The organism is Streptomyces sp. NPDC056452 (assembly GCF_042796085.1).
Classification (GTDB): domain Bacteria; phylum Actinomycetota; class Actinomycetes; order Streptomycetales; family Streptomycetaceae; genus Streptomyces.
In genome coordinates this window covers 146,375-160,790 of record NZ_JBHTRI010000006.1, presented here as the reverse complement: position 1 = coordinate 160,790, position 14,416 = coordinate 146,375, and the positions used below count along the sequence as shown (strand labels likewise).

Annotated in this window: 16 protein-coding genes; 9 read left to right on the top strand and 7 right to left on the bottom strand. The window is 72.7% G+C overall.

All coding sequences use genetic code 11. The annotated features are described in order from the left end of the window. Nucleotides 1-8: 8 nt before the first annotated feature. On the bottom strand, nucleotides 9-515 hold the full coding sequence (locus tag ACFQ6X_RS08440) for a MarR family winged helix-turn-helix transcriptional regulator (RefSeq protein ID WP_383177850.1): 507 nt from the start codon (nucleotides 513-515) through the stop codon (nucleotides 9-11). Then, nucleotides 512-2,227 carry an FUSC family protein gene (locus ACFQ6X_RS08435; protein ID WP_383177847.1) on the bottom strand — a complete coding sequence of 572 codons (1,716 nt, stop codon included), beginning with the start codon at nucleotides 2,225-2,227 and terminating at the stop codon, nucleotides 512-514. The genes ACFQ6X_RS08440 and ACFQ6X_RS08435 overlap by 4 nt, the downstream gene beginning before the upstream one ends. 127 nt (nucleotides 2,228-2,354) lie before the next feature. On the opposite strand from ACFQ6X_RS08435, the gene ACFQ6X_RS08430 reads away from it, so the two are divergent. Beyond that, the gene (locus tag ACFQ6X_RS08430; RefSeq protein WP_383177844.1) at nucleotides 2,355-3,107 is read left to right on the top strand and encodes a VOC family protein; all 753 of its coding nucleotides are present in this window, start codon (nucleotides 2,355-2,357) and stop codon (nucleotides 3,105-3,107) included. 19 nt (nucleotides 3,108-3,126) lie between these two features. Here the strand turns inward: ACFQ6X_RS08430 and ACFQ6X_RS08425 are convergent, their stop codons facing one another. Continuing rightward, entirely contained in the window at nucleotides 3,127-3,591 is a 465-nt protein-coding gene (locus ACFQ6X_RS08425; protein ID WP_383177841.1) for a MarR family winged helix-turn-helix transcriptional regulator, read from the bottom strand. Between the two features lie 158 nt (nucleotides 3,592-3,749). On the opposite strand from ACFQ6X_RS08425, the gene pcaH reads away from it, so the two are divergent. The 4 genes from pcaH to pcaD are packed head-to-tail and all read left to right on the top strand — an operon-like array spanning nucleotide 3,750 to nucleotide 7,586. After that, entirely contained in the window at nucleotides 3,750-4,529 is a 780-nt protein-coding gene (pcaH, locus tag ACFQ6X_RS08420; RefSeq protein WP_383177838.1) for a protocatechuate 3,4-dioxygenase subunit beta, read from the top strand. Further along, nucleotides 4,529-5,104, top strand: coding sequence for a protocatechuate 3,4-dioxygenase subunit alpha (pcaG, locus tag ACFQ6X_RS08415; protein ID WP_383177835.1), 576 nt, complete (start codon nucleotides 4,529-4,531; stop codon nucleotides 5,102-5,104). Before pcaH ends, pcaG begins: the two co-directional genes overlap by 1 nt. Further along, on the top strand, nucleotides 5,104-6,441 hold the full coding sequence (pcaB, locus tag ACFQ6X_RS08410) for a 3-carboxy-cis,cis-muconate cycloisomerase (RefSeq protein WP_383177832.1): 1,338 nt from the start codon (nucleotides 5,104-5,106) through the stop codon (nucleotides 6,439-6,441). Before pcaG ends, pcaB begins: the two co-directional genes overlap by 1 nt. Further along, complete coding sequence (gene pcaD / locus ACFQ6X_RS08405; RefSeq protein ID WP_383177829.1) at nucleotides 6,438-7,586, top strand: 3-oxoadipate enol-lactonase; 1,149 nt, start codon at nucleotides 6,438-6,440, stop codon at nucleotides 7,584-7,586. The genes pcaB and pcaD overlap by 4 nt, the downstream gene beginning before the upstream one ends. 63 nt (nucleotides 7,587-7,649) lie before the next feature. Here pcaD and ACFQ6X_RS08400 read toward each other — a convergent pair whose 3' ends face one another. Continuing rightward, a complete protein-coding gene (locus ACFQ6X_RS08400) occupies nucleotides 7,650-8,534 on the bottom strand; it encodes a phospholipid scramblase-related protein (RefSeq protein ID WP_383177826.1) in 885 nt (294 codons plus the stop codon). 70 nt (nucleotides 8,535-8,604) lie between these two features. Here ACFQ6X_RS08400 and ACFQ6X_RS08395 point away from each other — a divergent pair, with 70 nt between their 5' ends. From ACFQ6X_RS08395 to ACFQ6X_RS08380, 4 genes are all read left to right on the top strand, one after another. Then, nucleotides 8,605-9,027, top strand: a complete 423-nt coding sequence (locus ACFQ6X_RS08395) for a hypothetical protein (RefSeq protein ID WP_383177824.1) — start codon at nucleotides 8,605-8,607, stop codon at nucleotides 9,025-9,027. A 128-nt stretch (nucleotides 9,028-9,155) separates the two neighbouring features. Then, nucleotides 9,156-9,806, top strand: a complete 651-nt coding sequence (locus tag ACFQ6X_RS08390; protein ID WP_383177821.1) for a DUF3105 domain-containing protein — start codon at nucleotides 9,156-9,158, stop codon at nucleotides 9,804-9,806. Continuing rightward, entirely contained in the window at nucleotides 9,803-10,462 is a 660-nt protein-coding gene (locus ACFQ6X_RS08385) for a DUF305 domain-containing protein (protein ID WP_383177818.1), read from the top strand. The genes ACFQ6X_RS08390 and ACFQ6X_RS08385 overlap by 4 nt, the downstream gene beginning before the upstream one ends. A gap of 187 nt (nucleotides 10,463-10,649) precedes the next feature. Next, a complete protein-coding gene (locus tag ACFQ6X_RS08380; protein WP_383177815.1) occupies nucleotides 10,650-11,954 on the top strand; it encodes a phytase in 1,305 nt (434 codons plus the stop codon). Between the two features lie 85 nt (nucleotides 11,955-12,039). Here the strand turns inward: ACFQ6X_RS08380 and ACFQ6X_RS08375 are convergent, their stop codons facing one another. From ACFQ6X_RS08375 to ACFQ6X_RS08365, 3 genes are all read right to left on the bottom strand, one after another. After that, nucleotides 12,040-12,816 carry an ABC transporter ATP-binding protein gene (locus tag ACFQ6X_RS08375; RefSeq protein ID WP_383178162.1) on the bottom strand — a complete coding sequence of 259 codons (777 nt, stop codon included), beginning with the start codon at nucleotides 12,814-12,816 and terminating at the stop codon, nucleotides 12,040-12,042. Between the two features lie 74 nt (nucleotides 12,817-12,890). Continuing rightward, nucleotides 12,891-13,667: an ABC transporter permease gene (locus ACFQ6X_RS08370; RefSeq protein WP_383177812.1), complete on the bottom strand. Its 777-nt coding sequence runs from the start codon at nucleotides 13,665-13,667 to the stop codon at nucleotides 12,891-12,893. Further along, nucleotides 13,664-14,401, bottom strand: a complete 738-nt coding sequence (locus tag ACFQ6X_RS08365) for an ABC transporter permease (protein ID WP_383178159.1) — start codon at nucleotides 14,399-14,401, stop codon at nucleotides 13,664-13,666. Before ACFQ6X_RS08365 ends, ACFQ6X_RS08370 begins: the two co-directional genes overlap by 4 nt. Between the last annotated feature and the right edge of the window lie 15 nt (nucleotides 14,402-14,416).

Here is a 14,416-nt window from a genome sequence, read left to right as displayed (position 1 = left end):
CGCGCGGGTCAGCGGCGGGATCCGCCGATGCGGCCCTCCAGCTGCACCAGCAGCTCGCTGAGCTGACCGCTGAGCCGTGTACGGGTCCGTTCGTCGAGGCCGGAGAGGACGGTGCGTTCGTAGGCGAGCTGTTGGGGCAGCAGCCGGTCGACCAGCTCGCGGCCCTCGCCGGTCAGCCGGACGTGGGCGACCCGGCGGTCCCGGTCGTCGCCGCGGCGGTCGACCAGGCCGCTCTCCTGCAGGGCACGGAGCCGCTTGGTCACCGCGGCGCCGGAGGAGAAGGTCTCGCGGGCCAGGTCCCCGGGGGTGAGCTCACGGTCGGTGCGGCGCAGCGCGCCCAGCAGATCGAATTCGGCACGGGTCAGTCCCGCGGCGCGCAACGGCGCGTCCTCCGCCTGCTGGAGGAGGGCGGCACATCGGTTGATGCGGCCGATGAGTTCCATCGGTCCGGTGTCGAGCTCCGGATTGACGGCGTGCCACTGCCGTACCACCGAGGCCACGATGTCGTCGGTCACACCGCTCCGTTCTCCGGGGGCGGGGTGCTCGCTCCCCGCCGTTGTGCTGTCGCCGCGAGCGTACGGTGTCCCGCGTGCTCCGCCGCCAGCATCTCCTCCTCGGGCAGGGCGCGCTGCCACCACTCCCCCGCCGCGATGTCACCGGCGTCGCGCAGTTCGACGAGGCAGGACGTCAGCCGCCTGCGGGCCAGGTCGAGCGCGAGGTCGTCGGAGTTCAGGTCGGCGATCAGGTCCTCGGCGCGGCCGCGCGCCTCCGCGGTTGCGGTGAGGGCCCGTTCGACGCGGCCCGCGGCACGGCGGTTGGGGACGGCGATCGCGACGAGCAGTCCGACCGCTGCTCCCACGAGCGTGTCCAGGGCACGGTCGGCGATGAGCCCTCCGGCGGGGTGGGTGTCCGCGAATTCCATGACGAGCAGGGCCATCGGAGTGACGGCGATGGAACCGAGCCAGTAGTTGCGGGTGATCAGGGCCTCGGCGGCGAAATTGAACGCCAGGACGCACAGGATGAGGGCGAGCGGACCGATCCGGGCGACGGGGACGACGGCGGCGAAGACCAGGACGCCGACGAGGTTGCCCACGGTGCGCTGTACGGCCCGGCTCCAGGAGAGCGTCACGTTGGGCTGGTACACGGACGCCGCGGTGACGATGGCCCAGTACGGATGGCCCACGCCGAGTGCCGAGGACGCGTAGCCGGCGAACGCGCAGCCGATCAGCGTACGGAGGGCGATCGGCAGGACCGGGGAGCCGGGGGCGAGTGCGCGCAGGAGCGCGCGCCGGGCCTCGCGCCTCCCCCGTCCGGTCCGCCGCCCCGCCCGTTCGGCACCGATTCCGAAGAGCTGATCGACGGTGCCGGGGGCGGGCGGAGGGCTCGGCACCGGCCCGCGTGCCCGCGTCGTCGTCGCCCATGCGCTCAGTTTTGCGGGGCCGGGAGCGGAGCCGGGAGCGGGGTCGCAGCCTTCGGCGGGCGTACCGGCGAGGGTCCGCTCCGCGTGGACCACCAGACGTTCGAGTTCCTGTCGTACCGGGGTGGGGCGACCGGCGGCGAGCAGCGACTGCCAGGCGGCGTGGACGGCGGCGACCGCGGCATGACGGGTGCGCGGGCCGGGCCCGGCCGCGTAGGCAGCGGCGGCGTCGAGTGCGCGGGCGGTGGCGCGTCGCTCGGGGCCTTCCCTGCGCCACAGTGCGGGCCCGACGGCGACCAGCCAGGAGAAGGCTCCCGCCGCCAGCGCCAGGGCGAGGTGCCCGGGGATCTGTCCGGGCTCCTGCGGAGCGAAGAGCGCGGCCGAGGTGACGAAGGTGAAGATCAGGTTGCCGGGCGGGCCGATCCTTGAGGCGTCGCAGAAGGTCTTCTGCACGGCCGCGAGCAGCGCGCCGACGGTGATCAGCACGGCGGTCGAGTCGGTGGCCGAGGCGGCGAGCAGGGCGACGGCGAGGCCGGCGACCATGCCGAGGACGACGCGGACGACGGTGTGGGCCCTGCGCGCGTACGGCAGGCTGTGCCCGTACAGCGCGCAGAGCGAGCCGGCCATCGTGTACATCACGAGGTCGAGGCGGTCCATCGAGTACAGCAGCAGATTCGGCGCCGCCGAGGCGACCACCACGCTCAGCGCGGGCTTGAACCAGATCTCCGCCGGGCTGTTCAGCCGCAGGGTGCCGGTCACCGGCAGCCTGCGGACGGACGGCTTCCGGGGGCGCACTGCTGTATCACTCACCTGAATACGTTAACAGGTATTACACCTGTAAACGAATCCTTCCCAGGTAGCCCCCTCGACCGTGCGGCCATAGCGTTCTGCACAGCAGCCGTGAACGCGCCCTGCCGCTCGCCCCTGGAGGAATCGCATGACGCTCGTCGAACCGGTCCCCGGTCGCCCCTGCTGGGTGGAGCTGAGCACCTCGGACGTTCCTGCCGCCCAGACGTTCTATGCCGCACTGTTCGGCTGGCGGTCCGAGACCGACCCGCGCCCCGAAGCGGGCGGGTACACGATGGCGCGCCTCGGCGAGGACGCCGTTGCCGCGCTCACCCCCTCCTACCGGCCGGAGCAGACGCCCGCGTGGACCGTGTCCTTCGCGACCGAGGACGTCGACGCCACGGCCGACGCCGTGCGCTCGGCCGGGGGCACGCTGCTGATCGGGCCGATGGACGTGTTCGACCAGGGCCGGTTCGCGGTGGTCGCCGATCCCTCGGGCGCCGTGTTCTCCCTCTGGCAGGCCCGCGCCTTCGCCGGCACGTCGCGCTTCGGCGAACCGGGCACGCTGGGCTGGGCCGAGCTCCGCACACCCGATCCGGCCGGCGCGCTCGCCTTCTACCCGGCCGTGTTCGGCTGGACGGTCAACGCCTCGGAGCAGTACACGCACTGGGGTGTGGACGGTGCCGACTTCGGCGGCATGATGGCGATGAGCGGGGAGGAGGAACAGGAGACGCCCCCGCACTGGCTGCCCTACTTCGCGGTCCCCGACGTCGAGAAGACGGCCGCCACCGCCCTGAGCGCGCACGGCGACCAGCTCATGCCGCCGATGCGCCTGCCGGGCGGGCGGTGGATCGCCGTACTCCGCGATCCGCAGGCGGCGGCGTTCGGCATCCACACGCCGTAACGCACGGGCACACGCGCCCTCAACCTCCGGCGGCCCGGACGTCCTCCGGCGCCCGCAGGCTCTCCGCCGCGTCCGACACCCTCCGCATCAGGTCGAGGAGCAGCTGCTGCTCATCGGCGGAGAGCGGGCCGAGGAAGACCTGGTTCATCCGCCCCGTACGCACCGCGAGCCTCCGGTGCGTACGGGCGCCGTCGTCGGTGAGCCGCAGCAGGAAGCGCCGCCCGTCGTGCGGGTCGCGCACCTTGTCCAGCAGCTCCCGGCGCAGCAGCCGGGTGATCACCTCGGCGACGGTGGACCGGTCGAGCCCGACGCGCTCCCCCACCGTGCGCTGGTCCAGCCCCGGCTCGGCGGTCAGGGCGTTGAGCACGGCGAACTGGGGAGAGGTGATCTCCTCCGAGACCATGGTGTTCCACAGCAGATGGTGCGCCTGCTGAAGTCGCCGGGCCAGATGCCCGGGATGGCTGCTCAGGTCGACCGCGGACACGGCACCGCCCTCTTCTGCGCTTCTCTTCTTCGCTGAGATACACAGTGTACTGAGCCTCTTGACCGCGACAACTCGCCTTGGTTAGCTTCACTCCCATCGCACATTGATCAGTGTACTGAGCATTATCGGCCGAGCCGCAACTCTCACGGAGCCGTGACATGACCGCACGTGACACCACCCGCCCGCTGCCCGACGGGCTGAGCCAGCAGCAGATCGACTCCGAGGTGGCCGGGATCCAGGCGGCCGCCCCCGCGGGCGCGCACCATCCGCCGCGCGACTACCCCCCGTACCGCAGCAGCCACTACCGCCATCCGCACCGCCCGCCGGTCCCCGTCCGCGACCCCGAGGCGGTCGAGCTGTCCGGACCCGCCTTCGGCGTCACCGACGTCACCGCGCTGGACCGCGATCTGACCGCGCAGCACCTGGGCGAACCGCTCGGCGAGCGCATCACCGTCCAGGGCCGGGTCCTGGACCGCGCGGGACGCCCGGTGCGCGGGCAGCTCGTCGAACTGTGGCAGGCCAACGCCTCCGGAAGGTACGCCCACCAGCTCGACCGGCACCCTGCTCCGCTCGACCCCAACTTCACCGGCTTCGGACGCTGCCTGACCGATGACGAGGGCGGCTACGCGTTCACGACGATCAAGCCGGGCGCCTACCCCTGGCGCAACCACGTCAACGCCTGGCGCCCCGCGCACATCCACTTCTCGCTGTTCGGTACGGCGTTCAGCCAGCGGCTGATCACCCAGATGTACTTCCCGGGCGATCCGCTCTTCCCGTACGACCCGGTACTCCGCTCGGTCACGGACTCCGCTGCCCGTGAGCGGCTCGTCGCGTCGTACGACCACGATCTGTCCGTCCCCGAGTGGTCGCTCGGCTACCGCTGGGACATCGTCCTCGACGGTCCGGGCGCCACCTGGACCGAGGAAGGCCGCGCCTGATGACGTACCTCCCCCCGACACCGTCCCAGACCGTGGGCCCCTTCTACGGATACGCGCTGCCCTTCACCGGGGGCGGCGAGATCGCCCCGGCCGGCCACCCGGACACGGTCACCGTGCACGGCGTCGTGCGCGACGGCAGCGGAGCCCCCGTTCCCGACGCCGTCGTCGAGACGTGGCAGCCCGCTCCGGACGGTTCGCGTGCCGGGCGCCCCGGGTCGCTCCGCCGTGATCCGGCCACCGGCCGGGTCATCGGGCGCAACGGCGTGGACTTCACCGGTTTCGGCCGGGTGCCGACCGACGCGGACGGGCACTGGGCCGTGCGGACCCTGCCGCCCGGCGGCGTCCCGTACCTCTGTGTCGCACTCTTCGCCCGTGGTCTGCTGCACCACCTCCACACCCGCGTCTACCTCCCGGACCTGCTCGAACGGGGCACGGGGACCGCGGACCCGCTGCTGGAGTCGCTGGAGCCCGAGCGCCGCGCCACACTGATCGCGACACACACGGACCCGCGTACCTACCGCTTCGACATCCGTCTCCAGGGCGAGGGCGAGACGGTCTTTCTGGAGTTCAGCTGATGTACGAGAGTGATGCCGGGCTTCTCGCCCCCGGCCGGGCCGGCTCCCCCGCCGAGACCGCCACCGGTGACCGTGCCTTCCTGCAGGCGATGCTGGATGCCGAGGCGGCGCTCACCCGCGCCCAGTCGGTCTGCGGCCTCGCTCCCGCCGGGGCGGGCCGCGCGGTGACCGCGGCCGCCGACGCGGACCGCTTCGACGTGCGGGATCTGGCGCTGCGGGCCCGGTCCGGCGGCAACCCGGTGATCCCCCTGGTCGCCGATCTCACCGCGGCGGTCGAGGAGGATGTCCGCCCGTACGTGCACCGGGGCGCGACCAGTCAGGACATCCTCGACACGGCCGCGATGCTGGTGGCGGCCAGGACCCTGGCGCTCGTCGTCGACGACCTGCGGCGGACGGCCGACACGCTGGAGGAGCTGTCCGCCGCACACCGCGACACACCCATGCCGGGCCGCACCCTGACCCAGCACGCCGTACCCACGACGTTCGGTCTCAAGGCGGCGGGCTGGCGGTCGCTGGTGCTCGACGCGCGGGACCGGCTGACGGCGGTGCGCGACTCGCTGCCCGTCCAGCTCGGCGGCGCGGCAGGCACCCTGGCCGCCTTCGGGGCCTTCTCCCCGGAGGGCCGCAGCGATGCGGGGCTGCCACTCGTCGCCGCGTACGCACGGGAACTGGGGCTTGCCGAGCCGCTGTTGCCCTGGCACACACTCCGTACCCCGATCGCCGATCTGGCAGGTGCGCTCGCCTTCACGGCGGGCGCTCTCGGCAAGGCGGCGGCCGATGTCCTCGTCCTGTCCCGTACCGAGATCGGAGAAGTCGCGGAAGGACGGGGCGGGGGCTCGTCCGCCATGCCGCACAAGGCCAACCCGGTCCGCGCCACCCTGATCGCCGCCGCCGCCCGGCGCGCTCCCGGCCCGGCCGCCACCCTCTACGGTTCGCTCGCCGCGGAGGACGAGCGGCCGGCCGGCGCCTGGCACGCCGAGTGGGAGCCGTTGCGGGACCTGCTGCGGCTGGTCGGCGGGGCCGCCTGCGATGCCGCGGCACTCGCCGAGGGGCTGAGGGTTCTCCCCGCCGTGATGCGGGCCCATCTGCCGGTCACCGGCGGGCTGATCGTCTCGGAGCGGCTGGCCGCGGTCGCCGCCGGCCGGGTGGGCCGGTCCCGCGCCGGGGAGATCCTGGCCGGGGCTGCCGGGCGCGCCCGGGACGAGGGCAGATCCCTCGCGGACGTGCTGGCCGGCGAGCCCGCCTTCGCCGGTCTGGACCTCACCGCACTCACCGACCCGGCCCGGTACACCGGCGCAGCCGGTCCGCTCACCGACCGTGCTCTGGAGCGCCGATGACCACGACTCCCGCCCGCCTTCCGCACCACCGCGCCGAGGGGCCGGCCTCGGCTCCCCCGCTCCTGCTCGGCCCGTCGCTCGGCACGTCCACCGCTCTGTGGGACGGGGTCGCGCCGGAACTCTCCGCGTCCCACCGCGTCGTGCGGTGGGACCTGCCCGGACACGGCGGGTCGCCCGCCGGGCTGATCGGACCGGGGGCCGACGTCGCGGATCTGGCCGGACTGGTCCTCGCCCTGGCCGACTCGCTTTCCCTGGACCGGTTCTCGTACGCGGGGGTCTCGCTCGGCGGCGCCGTGGGGCTCTGGCTCGCCGTACACCGTCCTGAGCGGATCGACCGGCTGGCCGTGGTCTGCTCCTCCGCCCGCTTCGGCGACCCCGGCGCCTGGCGCGAGCGGGCCGCCCGTGTGCGTGCCGAGGGCATCGGCCCGGTCGCGGAGGGCGCCGCGGCCCGCTGGTTCACCCCCGGGTTCACCGCACCCGGGCTGCTCGACGACCTCCTGGGCACCGACCCCGCGGCGTACGCCGCGTGCTGCGACGCGCTCGCCTCGTACGATCTGCGCTCCCGGCTCTCCCAGGTGCGGGCGCCGACGCTGGTGATCGCGGGCCGCGAGGACCCCGCGACCCCGCCCGCGCACGCCCGGGAGATCGCAGACGCGGTGGCGGGCGCGACGCTCGTCGAGCTGCCGCACGCCTCGCACCTGGCACCGGCCGAGCGCCCCCAGGCCGTACGGGAGTCCATGCGCGCCCACTTCGCTCCCGCGGAGCGCGGGAGCGGAACGGAAGTGCGGCGCGAGGTGCTCGGCGATGCGCATGTCGACCGGGCGCAGGCCGCCACGACGCCGTTCACCGCCCGGTTCCAGGACTTCATCACCCGCTACGCCTGGGGCGAGATCTGGACCGACCCGACGCTGTCCCGGCGCGAGCGCAGCCTGATCACCCTCACCGCCCTCGTCGCGCACGGGCACCACGACGAGCTGGCGATGCACGTCCGCGCGGCGGTACGCAACGGGCTCGGCCCGGAGGAGATCGGTGCCGCCCTCCTGCAGACCGCGGTCTACTGCGGGGTCCCCGCGGCGAATGCGGCGTTCGCCGTCGCCGAGCGGGTGCTGGAGGACATGGCGGGCCCGGACGACGTCCGGGCGTGACGCGGCACGGCAGAACGCCCCGCCCCGCACCGGGTGTGCGCGGGCGGGGCGTTCAGGGCCTGGTCAGCCGAAGCCGCGGGCGTCCTGCTTGAGTGCGGTGTCCACGGTCAGGGCGGTCGCCACGACGAGGCTCAGCAGCGGTTCGGGCAGCTGGTAGTGGATCTGCAGCACGTAGTTGTCCGCCGTGGTGAACATCGTCTTGGCGAGGCCTTCCCAGGTCTTGGTGATCCGGGCGATCTCGGCGTCGTTGTGGTCGACGATGGCGAAGTTCCAGGCGCGCCAGTTCTCCGCCTTGATGGCGCCGACCTTCTGGCCGTTGACCATCATGGCGAAGTTGATCTTCCCGATGGCGTTCTGCTGGACGATCTCACCGACGGGCTGTCCGTCCGGACGCTGCACGACGACCCGGGACTTGATGAACTTCGCCGGCCGGGTCAGGAGCAGCTGCGGCTGACCGTAGGCGTCGCGGATCTCCAGCCGGTGCGTCAGGTACTGGTCGATGCTGGAGACGAACCTGAGCACCTTGCGGAAGGCGCTCTGTCCGACCTGGACGACGGAACCGACGGTGTTGCCCTGCTGGTCGAAGACGCGGTACTCGTTCGTGACCTCGATCAGCTTGGCCTTCTGGTTCACGACCAGGACCTGCTGGTTGAACAGCGACCCGGCGCCGGGAGCACCCTGCTGGGGGGCCACCTGCTGCTGAGGTACCTGCTGCTGGGGAACCTGCTGCTGCGGGGCCATCTGCTGCTGGGGGGCCGCCTGCTGCTGCGGCACCGCGGCCTGAGGCTGCACGGCGGCCTGACCGGCGGCGGGAGCCTGGCCGGCGGCGGGAGCCTGGGCCGGATGGGTGTGCTCGGTCCACTGCGAGCCGTCCCAGTAGCGCAGCAGTTGGGGCGCGCCATGGGGATCCGGATGCCAACCCGCAGGTATGTTCGATTGCGTCGTCACCGGGGCACACTATCCTGCCAAGCTGTGGGCCACACTCATTGAAATTTCACGCACCCGTACGATGGCGGCGATGACCAGGCGGACTGAGCGGACGGACCGGCGACGGGGCGGAGTCACCCCGTCCGTCGTGCTGGGCTGGGTGCTCGTCCTCGTGGCCGTGTTCTTCTGCTGCTCGCCGTCCGTGACGGCCGCTCCCCGCGCCGACGTACCTGCCGCGTCCGCCGTCCGGGCCTTCACCCCGGTGCCCGCCGCATCCCTGTCGGTCGTCACGGCCGACGCCCCGGGCGAGCGCGGACTCGGCAGCTCCTGCCACGGCGTGACGGACCACTCGACGGCCGTCGTGCTCCCGGGCCCGGGCGCACCCGCCGCCCTCCCCTGCACCTCGGCCCTGCCCCCGGCCGGCCCCCTCACCGGCGCCGCGGCCATCCGGGGGCCCTCCAACGACGGTGCGGGCGCCGTCGATCATCTCCGTCTGCAGGTCCAACGGATCTAGGAGGCCGGGCTCCCTCCCCGCCGCCGCGTACGGCGCCGAGGGGACTGCCCTGCCTCGTTCCCCCGCATCGCGCGCGTCCCGCGCCTGCGTTCCGTTCCCCGTGAACCCGATGAACCCGAGGACCCGAGATGGCTTCCGCCAAGAACCAGAACAGCCCTGCCTCCGCCCGCCGCGCCAAGCTCGAGGAGGCCCGCCGCAAGGAACGGGCCCGCGAGCGCCGCAGCCGCATCATCACCATCAGCGCCGCCGTCGCCGTGGTCGCCGCACTCGTGGCGGGTGGCGGGTACCTGATGTCCGCCGCCGACGAGCAGGACAAGGCCGAGGAGAAGGCCAAGACCTCCCCCGTCACGGGTGAGCGGTCCTGGGACAAGCTGGAGCAGAACCACGTCGAGAAGCCCGTCGACTACCCGATGAACCCGCCGGTCGGCGGTGACCACAATCCGGTCTGGATGAACTGCGACGCCGACGTCTACACCGAGGCGATACCGAAGGAGAACGCGGTCCACTCCCTGGAGCACGGCGCCGTCTGGGTCACGTACAACGAGAAGGCCGAGGGCGCCGACGTCGAGGCGCTCGCCGAGCGCGTGTCCAAGACCCCGTACTCCCTGATGAGCCCGGTGGCCGATCAGAAGGATCCGCTGGTTCTCAGCGCCTGGGGCAAGCAGGTCACGGTGAAGAGCGCCACCGACGCACGCGTCGGGCAGTTCTTCACCAAGTACGTCCAGGGTGCGCAGACCCCGGAGCCGGGTGCCGCCTGCAGCGGCGGGATCGCGAAGTGACCTCACCCGTGCGCGCCCCCCGATCGCTGGTCGCGGCGGGCGCCGTGGTGTTCCTGGTGGCCGTGGGTCTGGTGCTGCTGATGGTCGTACGGCCGTCCTCGGCGTCCCCGTCGGGGCAGGCCTCGTCGGGTTCCGGGGCGTCCGCCCCCGCGGAGGACTCGGCCGATGTGGGGTTCGCCCGGGACATGTCGATCCACCATCAGCAGGCGGTGGAGATGGCGTTCATCGTCCGGGACCGCACGGACGACGAGGACGTACGGCGGCTCGCGTACGACATCATCAACACGCAGGCCAACCAGCGCGGCATGATGCTCGGCTGGCTGGAGACGTGGGGCCGGCCCAAGAGCTCGGACCGGCCGCCGATGGCGTGGATGGGGCACACCGCCGCACCCGCGGCCGACGGCGCCCTGATGCCCGGCATGGCCACCGACACCGCGCTCGACCGGCTGCGCGCGGCCGAAGGCAGGGACGCCGAGGTGCAGTTCCTCCGGCTGATGACCGTCCACCACCGCGCGGGCGCCGAGATGGCGCAGGCCGCGGCGGACGCGGCGGGCACGGAGGAGATCAGGAACCTGGCGGCGGGTATGGCCCGCGCCCAGGAGTCGGAGATCGCGCTCATGGCGGACATGCTGAAGGCCCGGGGCGCACAGCCCTGAGGCCGCGGGCAGCGGAGGCCGGGGCCCGGTGGCGCACCACCGCCAGGGCCCCGGCCGTCGCACGGCCGGGGCGCGAATTCACCTCCCGCCCATGCCCCGCTCATCAACCCGACACCGGAGCACCGCCCCGTCACCCGACACTTCCTGACGAGTCATGGACATGTCCCTCTCACGACAGGAAGCATCCGTGCGTATGCACCGCTCCTCGCGTCTGACCGTCACCGCCCTCCTGGGTACGGCACTGATCACCCTCGCCCCGCTGTCCCCCGCACAGGCACGGTCCCTGCCGGCCGTCGGGGCGACGTCGGAGACGACGGCGCTGTACGACGACGCGGCGGGCGGCAACGCCAACGCCGACGACCCGGCGATCTGGCGCAACCCGGCCGACCCGGGGCGCAGCCTGGTCGTCGCCACCGCCAAGGAGGGCGGGCTCCGGGTCTACGGACTCGACGCCGCCCTGGTCCAGTCGATTCCGGCGCCGTCGCCCGCGACCGAGGACGACGCACCGGGCCGGTTCAACAACGTCGACCTCGTCACGGGACTGCGCACCCCGGCCGGCCGTGCCGACGTGGCCGTGGTGAGCGACCGGGGCAACGACCGCCTCCGCATCTACCGCATCGACCCCTCGCGCCCCGGCAAGCCGCTGACCGACATCACGGACCCGGCCGCCGCCCCGGTCTTCTCGGCGGACCAGGCCGAGATCAACGACCAGCGCACCACGTACGGTCTGGCCGCCTGGCAGGACCGCGGCACGGGCCGTTCGTACGCCGTCGTCAGCCGGCGCAACGCCACCGAGCTGGCGCTGCTGGAGCTGCGGCCGACGGCCGCGGGCACGGTCGGCTACCGCACGGTGCGCACCCTCACCCTCCCTTCGTCCTTCCGGCTCCCCGACGGCACGTCGTGGACCCCGTGCGGTGAGCCGGGCGAGCTGCCGCAGGTGGAGGGCATGGTCGTCGACCCGGCGAACGGTGTGCTCTACGCCGGCCAGGAGGACGTCGGCATCTGGCGCGTCCCGGCCGGTCTCGACGGGCGCCCGGTCCTGGTCGACAAGGTCCGCGAGTACGGCGTCCCCGGGACCTACGACCCCGGGACCGAGGAGTGCGCGCCCGGCACCGACCCCGGTTTCGGCGGCAAGCGACTGGCCGCGGACGTGGAGGGTCTGACCCTCTTCAGGGAGGCGGACGGCGACGGCTACCTCATGGCGTCGAGCCAGGGCGACAACACCTTCGCCCTGTACGACCGCGAGGTGTCCGAGCACAACGAGTACGAGGGCGGGTTCCGCATCACCTCCGTGTCGGCCGACCTCGACGGCAGTGAGGAGTGCGACGGTGCCGCCGTGCTGAACGAGCCGCTGGGCGCCCGCTACCCGCGCGGCCTGCTGGTGGTCCAGGACGGGCACGAGACATCCGGGTCGGGCGGCGAGGAAGGCCGGGAGACCACCGGATTCAAGTTCGTCGACCTCGGTGCGGTGACCGACGCGGCGGACATGTAGGACCGCCGGGCATCACGGGAGGGACGCGGCGGCGGGAGCCGTCGCGTCCCTCGTCGCCGCCCCGCGCGGCCCGCCGGGAGCGGCCTCATGTCTCCCCCCGCTTCGCCGCCTGGATCTGCTCGTACACATGGGTGCGCAGCTCCGCGAAGCGCGGCAGGACACGGGTGGTCAACTGGTCCCGCTCCTCGGGCAGATCGATCTTCACCTGCTCCCGCACCACGGTCGGCGCCCCGGACAGGACCAGCACCCGCTGCCCCAGGTACACCGCCTCGTCGATGTCGTGCGTGACGAAGAGGACGGTGATCCCGAGCTCCTGCCAGAGCCCCCGCACCAGGTCCTCCAGATCGGCGCGGGTCTGGGCGTCCACGGCGGCGAACGGCTCGTCCATCAGCAGGACTTCCGGCTCGTAGGCGATGGCCCGCGCGATCGCCACGCGCTGCTGCATACCGCCGGAGAGCTGCCAGGGATAGGCGCCGCCCGCGTCCGCGAGACCGACCGCGGCGAGGGAGCGCTCGACGAGCTGGTGCCGCCGCGCCCTGTCCAGTGATCTCTTCTGCCGCAGGGGAAGGCCGACGTTGTCCCGTACCCGCATCCACGGGAACAGGCTGCGCCCGTACTCCTGGAAGACCACGGCCATTCCGGGCGGCGGCCCTGTGACGCGGGTGCCGTTCAGGTGGATCTCGCCGGACGTGGGCGTGAGCAGTCCGCCGACGCACTTGAGCAGGGTCGTCTTGCCGCAGCCGGACGGGCCGACCAGGCAGGCCAGTTCGCCCGGTGCGAGGGTGAAGGTCAGATCGCGTACGGCTTCCACGCGGCGGCCCTGGCCCTCGTAGACCTTGTGCAGGCCCCGTACATCGAGCATGTGCTGCGGTCCCTTCACGACGGGGTCCTTCACGGGGTCCTTCAGTTCGTTCACGGGCTCGGTCACCGGTTCGTTCACGGCTGCCTCCGGGACGCGCGCAGACCGTGGTACCAGGCGAGGGCGCGGCGTTCGACGAGTTGGAAGAGCACGGAGAGCAGGAAGCCGAGGAGGCCGAGCAGGAGGATGCCGCTCCACATCTCGGGGATGGCGAAGCTGCGCTGGAACTGCACGACGGCGAAGCCGAGGCCGTTGCTGGCCGCGAACATCTCGCTGATCACCATCAGGATGATCCCGATCGAGAGTGCCTGCCGAAGTCCCGTGAAGATCTGGGGACTTGCGGAGCGCAGCAGCAGATGGCGGAGGCGGATGCCGCCCCGCAGGCCGTACGCACGTGCGGTCTCGCTCAGGACGGGATCGACAGCCCGCACACCCTCGACCGTGTTGAGCAGGACGGGCCAGACACAGCCGCTCGCGATGACGAAGATCTTCATCGTGTCCCCGATCCCGGCGAACAGCATGATGACGGGGACGAGGACCGGTGGGGGCACGGCCCGGAGGAATTCGAGCACGGGCTCGGTCGCGGCCCGCACCCGCCTGTAGGAGCCGATGACGATCCCGGCGGTCACTCCCAGGACGGCCGCGACGGAGAATCCGGCGAGCAGGCGCAGGATGCTGGGCAGGACGTCGGCGGTGATCCGGTCCCCCGTCCAGACGTCTCCGAATGCGGTGAGGATGGTGCGCAGGGGCGGCGAGTAGACCTGGGTGCTCGCGTCGGAGGCCACCCACCAGACGGCAAGCAGAACGGCCGGCAGCCCGAGGGCGAACAGCACCTGGGCGAGGGCGCGCCTCATACGGCCGCCTCGCCGCGGACGGACTGGTGCCAGGCGAGGGCCCGGCGCTCCACGGCGCGCGCGCCGACGTTGACGATCAGGCCGAGCAGACCGGTGACGACCACCAGGGCGTACATCTCGGGGACGGCCTGCGAGGTCTGCGCGACGGCGATCCGTGCGCCCAGCCCCGGGGATCCGATGACGAGTTCGGCGGTGACGGCGAGGATCAGCGCGACGGAGGCGGCGAGCCTGATGCCGGTCATGACGTACGGCAGGGCGGTGGGCCACACGACATGGCGGATGCGTGCCCGGGCGGAGAGGCCGTAGCTGCGGGCCGTCTCGTCGGCGACCGGGTCGACGTCCTGGGCCCCGTACAGCACCTGGACGAGGATCTGCCAGAAGGCGGCGTAGACGACCAGGAGCAGCGTGGAGCGCAGGTCGGTGCCGTAGAGCAGGACGGCGAGGGGGATCAGGGCCACCGAGGGTATGGGGCGAAGGAACTCGACCGTGGACGCGGTGGCGCGGCGCAGGTACGGGACGCCGCTGATGACGGTTCCGGCGGCGACGCCCAGCACCGTGGCGATCAGCAGGCCGACGGACCAGCCGGTGAGGGTGTCGCCGAGCGCCGTCCAGAACGCGGGGTCGGCCAGTTCGTCCGCGAGCGCGACGGCGATGCGGCTGGTGGGCGGCAGGTAGTCGGGCGACACCAGGCCGGTGCGCGGGACGACTTCGAGGAGGGCGAGGAAGCCGGCCATTCCGGCGAGGCCGAG

Excerpts from the sequence above, each read along its gene's own strand:
- ACFQ6X_RS08390 (WP_383177821.1), top strand. The coding sequence starts at position 9,156 with ATGGCTTCCGCCAAGAACCAGAACAGCCCTGCCTCCGCCCGCCGCGCC.
- ACFQ6X_RS08365 (WP_383178159.1), bottom strand. The coding sequence starts at position 14,401 with ATGGCCGGCTTCCTCGCCCTCCTCGAAGTCGTCCCGCGCACCGGCCTG.
- pcaB (WP_383177832.1), top strand. The coding sequence starts at position 5,104 with ATGTACGAGAGTGATGCCGGGCTTCTCGCCCCCGGCCGGGCCGGCTCC.
- pcaH (WP_383177838.1), top strand. The coding sequence starts at position 3,750 with ATGACCGCACGTGACACCACCCGCCCGCTGCCCGACGGGCTGAGCCAG.
- pcaG (WP_383177835.1), top strand. The coding sequence starts at position 4,529 with ATGACGTACCTCCCCCCGACACCGTCCCAGACCGTGGGCCCCTTCTAC.
- ACFQ6X_RS08395 (WP_383177824.1), top strand. The coding sequence starts at position 8,605 with ATGACCAGGCGGACTGAGCGGACGGACCGGCGACGGGGCGGAGTCACC.
- ACFQ6X_RS08375 (WP_383178162.1), bottom strand. The coding sequence starts at position 12,816 with ATGCTCGATGTACGGGGCCTGCACAAGGTCTACGAGGGCCAGGGCCGC.
- pcaD (WP_383177829.1), top strand. The coding sequence starts at position 6,438 with ATGACCACGACTCCCGCCCGCCTTCCGCACCACCGCGCCGAGGGGCCG.
- ACFQ6X_RS08430 (WP_383177844.1), top strand. The coding sequence starts at position 2,355 with ATGACGCTCGTCGAACCGGTCCCCGGTCGCCCCTGCTGGGTGGAGCTG.
- ACFQ6X_RS08370 (WP_383177812.1), bottom strand. The coding sequence starts at position 13,667 with ATGAGGCGCGCCCTCGCCCAGGTGCTGTTCGCCCTCGGGCTGCCGGCC.